A 9,932-nucleotide genomic window follows, 5' to 3' on the forward strand; every position below is an offset into this window, starting at 1 on the left:
GTCTATTAAGGATTAATATCGATTCTGATAACTAGCAATCCTGAAAAGAAATGGTCTAAGTATCGGAGTTTAAGCGGGATCTAGCCATATCTAGGGCTTGCTGAACTTGTTCAAACCCTGTCCCCCCATAGCTATTGCGGGCGGCTACGACTTGACGGGGGGCGATCGCCTGATAAATATCGGCTTCAAAGGCTTCATGTAAGGCTTTCCATTCGTCTAAACTCAGGTCTTTGAGTAGTTTTCCAGCCCCTAGACTGGTTTTTACCACTTTCCCCACTAAATTATAGGCTTCTCGGAAGGGAACCCCCTTAGCTGCTAGATAATCCGCTACATCGGTGGCATTAGAGAAGTCAGACTCTACGGCTTCTTGGAGGCGGGAGGGACGAAATTCTAAGCCTTCTGCCATTAAAATAGTCATGGCTTCTAAGCAGGCTTGTACGGTTTTGACTGTATCAAAGAGGGCTTCCTTATCCTCCTGTAAGTCCTTGTTATAGGCTAAGGGCAACCCCTTCATTAATACCAGTAACCCTTGCAGATGACCGAATACGCGCCCGGTTTTACCTCGCACCAGTTCGGGAACATCGGGGTTTTTCTTTTGCGGCATAATGCTCGAACCGGTGGCGCAGCTATCTTTGAGGGTGACAAAGCGAAATTCTTCGGAAGACCAGAGAATGACCTCTTCGGCTAACCGGGATAAATGCACCATAATTAAGCTGGCGCTACAGGCAAATTCAATGGCAAAATCGCGATCGCTCACTCCATCTAAACTATTGTTATATACGCGCTCAAATCCCAACAACTTGGCGCTATAGTGGCGATCGATCGGAAACGTGGTTCCCGCTAACGCTCCAGAACCCAAGGGAGAGATATTCACCCGTTTCGCCACATCCGTTAACCTCTCCCAGTCCCGTTGGCTCATTTCCACATAAGCTAACAAATGGTGAGCTAAACTCAAGGGTTGGGCCCGTTGCAGATGGGTATAACCGGGGATGAGAGTTTCAATATTCTGCTCGGCTAAATCAATTAAAACTCGCTGAAATTCCCGTAATTGCGTTTTAATTTTACCGATTCGATCGCGCAGATAGAGCCGCGTATCCGTTCCCACTTGGTCATTGCGGCTGCGAGCAGTATGCAGTTTCTTGCCTACATCTCCGGTAATTTCTGTTAGCCGTCGCTCCACCGCAAAATGCACATCTTCCGCATCAACAGTGGGTTGAAATTCTCCCCGTTGATACTCCTGCAAAACCTGTTGCAACCCTTCCACCAGTTGCTCCCCTTCTGCGACAGAAATAATCCCCGTGTGGGCCAACATTTGGGCGTGAGCGATGGAACCGGCGATATCATATTCAATTAGCTCAATATCAAAGCCGATACTCGCATTAAAACGGGCGATCGCCGGATGTAAAGCACTCTCAAAGCGATCGCTCCAGGTTTTCTTCTCAGTCATAATCGTGTTTCCTCGTTAACGAACCCTAACCACCATAGGTAGTAATTTGGCGAATGATATAGCCCAAAATAATCCCTAAGATAAACGCCCAAACCTGTCCACTTTCAATAAAATTAGCAAAAGCCGTCTTGACATTAGCCATCAGATCGGCATCAGTCTGTTGAGCTAAAACGACACTTAAGAAACCACCGACACCATACACACTAAACTTAGAACCTAAAGTCATAACTCACCTTTCTAATGAACCGCTGATTGTCTATGAGGGTCAACTTGCATCACCACAAGAGTCATATCATCTCGATGGTCATTCCCCGGCCCCATAAACTCATTCACCCGATCGAACAGGTAATCTAGAATAGCTTGGGGATTGGCGTAATGCTGACAGGCCAATTGAAAGGCTTCAATCAGGTTTTCTTCATCAAAGCGATCGCCCTTACGATTGGATGCATCTGTAAACCCATCTGTATAGTAGAGAATAATGTCCCCTGGATACAGTTGAGATTGTGCATCTTCATATTCTGAGTTGAGATCCAAACCAATCAGCATCCCCATCGTATCTAAACGTTGGATCAACTGATTCGAGGCTTGCCAGAGCAAAGGCGGATTATGGGCCGCATTGCTATAAGATAAAACCTGGGTCGAAGGATCGTACTCCGAATAAAACAGGGTCACAAAGCGGTTCGCTTGGTCTAAATCTTGGTACATCGCATGATTGAGATGTTGAAGAATTCGCGAAGGAGAATGTCCATTGAGGACTTCTGCCCTCAGCATTCCCCGCAACATTGTCATGATTAAACCCGCCGGAACCCCTTTTCCCATCACATCCCCCACCGTAATACACCAGCGCCTCGACGGTTGAGCCTGAGTACCAGAGCGTTTTAACCATTCTGGGGGATGGATCGAGATAAAATCATAGTAATCTCCTCCGACTCGGTTAGCATTTTGACAGCGAGCGGCCAGTTTAAGTCCTTCAATTTGGGGATAGGTATGGGGTAAGAGTTGATTTTGGATTTCTGCACCAATTTCCAATTCCCGATCCAATCGTTCTTTTTTGCGTAGCTCTGCGGACAGCTCATCATTTTCAATCGCCACTGCTGTTTGATCGGCGATTAAACGCAGTAATTTCTCGCGAGTTTCCGTCCAGGTATAGTCAGAGTTGCGACTAAATACATATAATCTCCCCCGTTCCGTTTTGCGCACAATTACTGCTGTACCAAATAATTGGGTATGGGAACCGAGATAATGATTCACTTCGCGATCGAGCAAAACCGTCATCTCTTCCATATTCAGCGATCGCCCATAACGACCTCTCAGTTGAGTATTGACCGTTTCTAGGGCTTGGCGAATATCTTGACATTGGTGGGAGTCATGACAATGCATTTGTTCAAGTTTCAATTTGCCATTGGCTTGAAATAAAACCAAAGCGCCTCCATCTGCATCCGTTACCCGTGCTGCCATCAAGGGAATTAACTCTAGAAATTGATTGAGGTTGTTAAAACTGCGGAGGGCAAACCCCAAGGACATTAACAGATCTTGAATTTTATTTTGCTCTCGCCTCAGACGAACCACCAATTCCTTCAGAGCATGGACTGGGGTTTGATCCTCACTCACAGGTTTGGGGGTGCTGGTGGGCAATTGGGGAGTTGAATTGCCGGTTGGTTGGGGGGAAGGTTGGGGAATTGGCACAGCGCTCATTTGCTCGGGGTGCAAGAGTGTAGACAAAGGAGGAATACAGGTTATCTCAAGAGTTCGGTCAGCATCTTTGGGTATTCAGGATACTCTAATCCGGTCAATTGTGGCCGATCCTCGTTCATCTTAATCTATGAGCCAGGAATAGGGAATAAAAGAATAGGGAATAGGGAAAACCGGATAAACTTCAGAGATTCAAAAATCCCAGAGCTATCATGGGGGAGAGCGATACTCTAGTCTTACGGGGCAAGTATTCTCATTTATCCACAAGTTTTTTATCCTGAAAAGCTTGCTCCGTAGGGCTTTCAGTATAAGTGAACTTCAAATTAGCCTAATATATCCTGAAGAACTCAGAAGCGCTATAACTGATGTAACACCAATCTCTGAATAATTTGCGTGACTTCCGTTGCCATCCGAGCATCCAATTCTACAGCTTCACGATCGCCATCTCCTAAATCCTTCCCGGCGCGTAACGTCATCGTCAAAGACTTCAATTGACCTCGGTATTCAAATTGCACAAAACAGCTATACGTCAGTTCCGTACGATCGCGGTAAGAACTGCGCCCAAATCCCATTTTAGAGAGAATCACCGGGTTCTGAATCTGTATGCCTAATTTGGCGATCGCCACATCTACATAGCGGGCACAATCTCGCCCTAAACAAGGCACTAATAGGGCAAGCTGAGAATCCCCCAATCCAGGGATACGAGCGGATGAAGATAAATGATGATGCCAACCCACCATCGATAAAATTCGAGTCAGAACATAAGCTGGGATTGAATTTTCTCCCGGTTGAGTTGCACGAGATTTGACTTCATCCACCGCCGAGAGCAAGACTTCCCCATTGCGAGTAATTTGTGGCTGGGCAGTAAAGGGTTCTTCCCCATATAATCCTTGGAAATCCAAACCCTCTTGTCCACTGAGTTCTTTCACCCAAGTTTCCAGATCGGCATAGGTTTGGAAACACTTAAATGCTGCTGCGATCGCATTAGAACTGCCGTAGGTTTCAGCATAGCTCACCAGATCGTTAATCGCACCCATCAAGGGATACACCGTCTCTGAATCTCCAATTTGTGCCCCTTCCAACTCTCCTGTTACCTGAGTTAGGGCATTAATCACTTGCAAAAACTTGGTTGCACTCCAAAACTCCACTTTGTCTAGCGCATTCCTACCCAACCATTGGGCTTTAAATGCACCACCCGCCGATCCACCGATACAAATGCAAGCATTTTTAATATCCGGGTGCAGAAAATCTAAGCGTCTCTCATTAATTTTAGGTCTTTCCTTGAGTGGAGAATAATTTTTACACCCAGCATAGTATAAACTATAGTATAAACTAGGGCATTGTTTCAGGCGATCGCCATAGCTTGACACATCGCTCCGATAGGGAGAGCGCTCGATGGTGCGATCGAGAAATGCCATTTTACAACTGTTATATCCCGCTTCCTCCTGAAAAAATTCAGCGTAGAGGCGATCGGGAGAAATCGACAGGGGGAGAGAGTTACGAGTCAAAAATGGCATAAACGGTCGCGAAATCCAGTGAAAACAGATCTGACTTTCATCATACCTGAAATTTCATCCGGTTCGATCGATTTCACCTTCAGTATTATTTTTTTTGAAAATTCAACCCTTTTGATTTGGATTGAGGGAGATCAGAGAATTACTTGAATAAATGGCCATAGCGATCCAAATCAAACTAAAAGAGATCAAGTGAGTTCGAGTAAAGGGTTCTTGATAGAGAAACACCGCTAAAATTAATTGAATCGTTGGTTCGATATATTGCAGAAATCCCAAGGTTGAGAGGTTTATTCGTTTCACTGCTAGGTTAAACCAGAGTAAAGGTAAAGGAGCCACTAACCCACAACTAAATAATAGGAAGGTCAGGGGTAAACTGAGTCCAAAGTTACCCGAGCCGGTTTTTGCCCAATGCATGACTAGAGCGAGAGCAATGGGAGCTATCAGTAGGCTTTCAACAGCTAATCCAGGTATGGGTTGGATAGTAGAAAGTTTACGGACGAGACCGTATAATCCAAAAGAGAGGGTGAGGCCAATGGCAATCCATGGGATTTGGCCTTGTTCCCAAATCAGATATCCCACACCTATCATCACCAGGATAACGGCAATCCATTGGCCAATATTAAGCTTCTCTCGCAAAAATACAAAGCCAAGGAAAATACTAAACAGAGGATTAATGAAATAGCCTAAACTCGCTTCTAAAACGCGATCGCTATTGACCCCATAGATATAAATGCCCCCATTGAGGGAGTTTAAAGCTGCTGTACTCAGTAGAATAGCCAATGTTTTCGGCGATCGCCACAACCGCTTCACCTCAGTGAGTTGCCGCTGCATGGCTGACACTACCAACAGCAGCAGAGAAGACCAAATCATCCGATGACAGATAATTTCCATCTCTGGCAGCGCCTCAAAGAGCTTCCAATATAGAGGAATAAGCCCCCAAGTGCCATAGGCTAAAACAGCATAGAGAATGCCGAGATTCAACTTGATTAAGACCCTTTGCATTTAAGTTTCAGTCAACACCTCTTCAAAATCGAAATCGGGAGCTGCTAACACATACACTAATGTGGGTAGATTCGCCGTTTTATCATGCAACGTTTCATAATATTGGGTGTATTGGTGGGCTGGAATTAAATCCGGTTTAGCCAGTCCCAAGAAAATTAAATCGGCATTTTGGGAACTTTCGTGCAGAATATCTTCAAATAAGCGTCCTTGGGAAACAATGACTTCGGCGATCGCCCCCAAACGCAATTGACCGATAAATTGTTCCAAATTCAAGCGTGCTGATTCCGCCGCCGCTTCATCGGTAACGATAATTTTGACAAAAATTTGTGCCTGATGCCAATCGATATCAGTACGCAGCAGATAAGCCAATAACAGCATTAACCCCCCATTGGCTTGCATTCCCCGCCACCAAATATCAATCCTGCGGTGTTTCCCAAACCCTCGTTCTGGGTTTTCCCGAAACACCAGGATACTGCGTTTGGCTTGGTGTAATTGGGTAATCATCTCACAATATTGATCTCGTCGTTGAGGGGATTCACTATCCCCCAACAACACCGTATTGGGAACCAAAGGCCCTAACCCATAGCTTTCCACCAAGCGTACCGCTCCTTCAAAAGGATCGGGGGCTGTAATCACCCGTACCAACGCTTGCACGCCTCGTTTTTCCACATATTCGCGGATCATTATTTGCAATTCTGCCTGCTGAGACAGATCCCGCGAACCTTCCGGAAGCACGCTAGAAATGGTAATTAATCCTCGGTTATGGGTGAGAGCATCAGCAATCTCAATCAGAGGCCAGCGCTTGCGGGGAATACCCGATAACACCAATAAATGGGGCCGCCAATTTTTGGGGTCTTCAGCATGATCGAGTTGGAGCAGTCCCTCCCGGAGAATCGCCATCCAAATCCCTCGCCGAGTATCTCCCCAAGTAGCTTCGAGTTCCTGTCGTTGCAACCAGATAAAAATCGCCAGAACGATAATGGCGGCAACCACAGTAGCCATGGCATCAATTAAGAACATGACCGCTAAACAGCCGATCGCCCCTAAAATGGATAGATACCAGGGAACTTTAAAGGCAGGGCGATAGGAGGGACTTTGTAAAAAGCCTTCTATACCTGCGGCAACATTAAGAACCATGTAAGTGGTAAGGAAAAACATGGTCAGAATGGGAGCAATCAGATCGAGTTCTCCCAAAGAGACCAAGGCAACTGCCACACCTAATGTAACAATTGTACCGATACGCGGTTCATCCTCTCGACCGCTCCCACTTGCCAAAAAACTCAACCAGTCTGGAAGGACTCCATCTCTGGCTAAGGCTTGTAATACCCTAGGGGCCCCTAAAATACTTCCCAAGGCACTTGATAGGGTTGCTCCCCAAACCCCTAATAAGATTGCCGGCCCCCACCAGGACATCTGTTGCATAATCAGAGGATTGGCAATCAAACTGCTTGCGTCCGATCGCATGGCCAGAATTACCGGCAAAATCATATAGATGACATATCCCGTGCCTACCGCTGCTAGAGTGCCATCAGGGATCGAGCGTATTGGATTTTTCAAGTCTCCTGACATGCTCACCCCAGACATGATTCCAGTAACCGCAGGAAAGAAGACGGCAAATTCTTCCCAAAAGGATGTGCTATTGTCTGGGGGCGATCCCACCCATCCCATAGGAGTAACATCAGGAAGAGCTGAACCCCAGACAAAAGAAGTGAGTGATAATAGGATTGCTCCCATAATAAAATACTGGGCTTTAATGGCAACGCTAGCGGAGGTGAGGGCGACAATTCCTACCAGAATTGTCGTGATAATACCCACATAGAGCTGATTAAGAGCGGGAAAGGTTGCGGCGACACTTTCGGCAAAACCGATGGTATAGAGGGCGATGGAAAGGCTTTGAGCAAAATATAAGGGAATACCAACAGCTCCTCCAGTTTCAATGCCCAAGGAGCGACTAATCATATAGTATGCGCCGCCTGTGCGGACAACGCGATCGGTGGCAATGGCAGAGATCGAGAGGGCTGTGAGGAAGGTAATGGCAGTAGACAGGGTAACGATCGCCAATGTGGGAATCAGCCCCACACTACCCACTACCCGTCCAAACCGCAAGTACATGATCACCCCTAGAATGGTCAAGATCGAAGGGGTATAGACTCCACCAAAGGTTCCTAAGCCCGTTTTTACTGGCTCGTCTGATGCAGATATTTGCGATACTTCAGCACTTGAGCTGTTTTTTTTCATAAAGGGAATAAGGAATAGGGAATAGGAAATAGGGAACAACCAATCTCTGCGTCTCCCCATCCTCCTATCTTACCGATCTCCGCGTCCCTGCCATTAATTCGTCGATTCCAAAATCCGGTCTTGGGGGAGGAAGGAGCGATCGCGAGAAATGGCTGCTACAGGTTCAGTGAGGGTAAACTCACCGCTATCAATCCAGTTTTTTAGGGCGATCGCCACTTGGCGCGATCGGTAGAGGCTGGCTAAGGGAGCCGTACGCACGGGGGTTCCTTCGATGGTAATTTTACCACTTTTGAGTTGGGCATAACTAACCAAGCCAAATGTGGGGCGGTTGCGTCGGGGAATAGAAAAATCAACAATGGGAGCCACCAGATCTTTATCTTGCACAGCACAGCATTGTACGACTTCTTCATTCAGAACGGGTAGGGGAACGCCTACCCCTAACATTAAGGAAGGGCCATAGTTTTTAAAGTAACAGCCTCTCACCCATTCTCGGCTCATTTGTTTGGCATCTCCAACGAGGGCAAGGGTGGCAGCAGGGCCGATGGGGGTACGATTAGGAAGACGCTTTTGTAGGGGAAAGTGTTGGGTTCCCTCCCAGGTAATATAACCGATCGCCCCGCCGATAAAAATCCGTGTGCCAATGCCAATCCAGCTTAAGTCAGGGTCATTGAACAGGGGAGAAAGGGCCCCAGCATTGGCGTATACCGCGTTACCGAGGCGGGGCAGCAGGGGCCCTAGGTAGGTGTAGAGGGGGCGATCGCCGCCATTGACTCCAACAATAAAGTTCTGGTATAAATTGCGGGGATTATAGAGATAAAACTGGTTGATACTCTCTTTACTAATATTGGTCTCAAAAGATTCTCTTGGGTAGCAATCTGTACCTTGACCCAGGGCCCGTAGAGGCAAGGATTTCCCTGCAATCAAGTCTTCAATTGCCTGACCTCCCCCCCGATCTTTGAGGATTTCGCCTTCTCTTGTTTCTGCGATCTGCGTGGCCCCTAAATACAGATCTACCGCCCCAAACCCAGAGTAGGCAGGCACTCCATCAATCCAGCATTGACGGATTTTGATCGGTGGATCGGTTTGCCCGAGGTTGAGCATTGCTCCGGAAGATTCCATGGGTTCAAAGGTTCCGGTGGCGATCGCATCGACCTGTTTGGCGACTTCAGAAACCGTGCTTTCGGCAACTCTAGCTTTCAGTTCTTCTACGGTAACCACCACCGCTTCTCGGCGGCGAATTTTATGATTGATTTCAGCAACGGTACGCATGGGTTAAGAGATATCCAGAGTAACAATCAAGGGTGGATACTGGGTAGATAGGGGAGGTGCAGGAACCATTCCCCCTCGAAAATCGAGCAGTTGTACTAGAATCAGATAGGCGATCGCCAAAAGTAAGGAAATGGCTCCGGTCAAAATAGCCACAAATTTAGAGCGGTTCATGGTGAGAGAGTAAGGTTTATAGAGTTGGAGTGGGTTTCTGCTGGATGGACAGGGAAGTCCAAGTCTAGGAAACCCAAGAATTATAGCGCTTCGTACGAGTAATGGGTAATGGGGGATGAAGCGATCGTTATTTTAACGCTGCTGCTCTCTCCAATTACCAAGGTGTAACAATCATGGTAAACGCCAGAAGTGTGGAATGTTGACATAAAACTTTACATTCAACTGAAGAAAAGTCCCTAGTGAACTAAATCAGGGTTTCTGGAATCAGATCGTAACTCCAATGAATAATAGAGCAGCGCCGACTAAGTTCGACTTGCAAATAACGGAATTTATCCAACAAGGTTTTGCCATAGAACTGAGAAATTTCCATTAACTGCAAGATTAAGTAAGCAATCCATACCATCAGAATCTGTAAGGTCACTCCATTCACATTTTTAGTAATCAGTTTATCTAGCTTTAAATGAAACCTTTTTATCGAGGAGAAAAAGTTACATTAGTTGGGGCGATTACTCAAGATAAAGTTTTAGCTTTGATGACCCTTGATGGCTCTTTAGACACCGCTGCTTTTAAGGTCTTTATTGGCCCTTTTCTTGTTCCTA

9 protein-coding genes are annotated in these 9,932 nt (G+C 46.5%); all 9 read right to left on the reverse strand.

Translation table 11 applies throughout. The annotated features are described in order from the left end of the window. Positions 1-55: 55 nt before the first annotated feature. The 9 genes from argH to J7545_RS23825 all read right to left on the reverse strand — a co-directional run bounded on the left by argH (position 56) and on the right by J7545_RS23825 (position 9,754). Complete coding sequence (argH, locus tag J7545_RS23785; RefSeq protein WP_318699330.1) at positions 56-1,447, reverse strand: argininosuccinate lyase; 1,392 nt, start codon at positions 1,445-1,447, stop codon at positions 56-58. A gap of 25 nt (positions 1,448-1,472) precedes the next feature. Further along, positions 1,473-1,673 carry a hypothetical protein gene (locus J7545_RS23790; RefSeq protein ID WP_318699329.1) on the reverse strand — a complete coding sequence of 67 codons (201 nt, stop codon included), beginning with the start codon at positions 1,671-1,673 and terminating at the stop codon, positions 1,473-1,475. Between the two features lie 11 nt (positions 1,674-1,684). Next, on the reverse strand, positions 1,685-3,142 hold the full coding sequence (locus tag J7545_RS23795) for a PP2C family protein-serine/threonine phosphatase (protein WP_318699328.1): 1,458 nt from the start codon (positions 3,140-3,142) through the stop codon (positions 1,685-1,687). Between the two features lie 353 nt (positions 3,143-3,495). Next, positions 3,496-4,656, reverse strand: a complete 1,161-nt coding sequence (locus J7545_RS23800) for a hypothetical protein (RefSeq protein ID WP_318699327.1) — start codon at positions 4,654-4,656, stop codon at positions 3,496-3,498. Between the two features lie 102 nt (positions 4,657-4,758). Further along, positions 4,759-5,655: an EamA family transporter RarD gene (gene rarD, locus J7545_RS23805; RefSeq protein ID WP_318699326.1), complete on the reverse strand. Its 897-nt coding sequence runs from the start codon at positions 5,653-5,655 to the stop codon at positions 4,759-4,761. After that, complete coding sequence (locus tag J7545_RS23810) at positions 5,656-7,893, reverse strand: Na-K-Cl cotransporter (protein WP_318699325.1); 2,238 nt, start codon at positions 7,891-7,893, stop codon at positions 5,656-5,658. Between the two features lie 93 nt (positions 7,894-7,986). Beyond that, entirely contained in the window at positions 7,987-9,162 is a 1,176-nt protein-coding gene (locus tag J7545_RS23815) for a homocysteine biosynthesis protein (protein ID WP_318699324.1), read from the reverse strand. 3 nt (positions 9,163-9,165) lie between these two features. After that, positions 9,166-9,333: a hypothetical protein gene (locus J7545_RS23820; protein WP_318699323.1), complete on the reverse strand. Its 168-nt coding sequence runs from the start codon at positions 9,331-9,333 to the stop codon at positions 9,166-9,168. Between the two features lie 244 nt (positions 9,334-9,577). After that, entirely contained in the window at positions 9,578-9,754 is a 177-nt protein-coding gene (locus J7545_RS23825; protein ID WP_318699322.1) for a hypothetical protein, read from the reverse strand. Positions 9,755-9,932 lie beyond the last annotated feature (178 nt).

The organism is Roseofilum sp. SBFL, from assembly GCF_017746885.1.
Taxonomy (GTDB): Bacteria; Cyanobacteriota; Cyanobacteriia; order Cyanobacteriales; family Desertifilaceae; genus Roseofilum.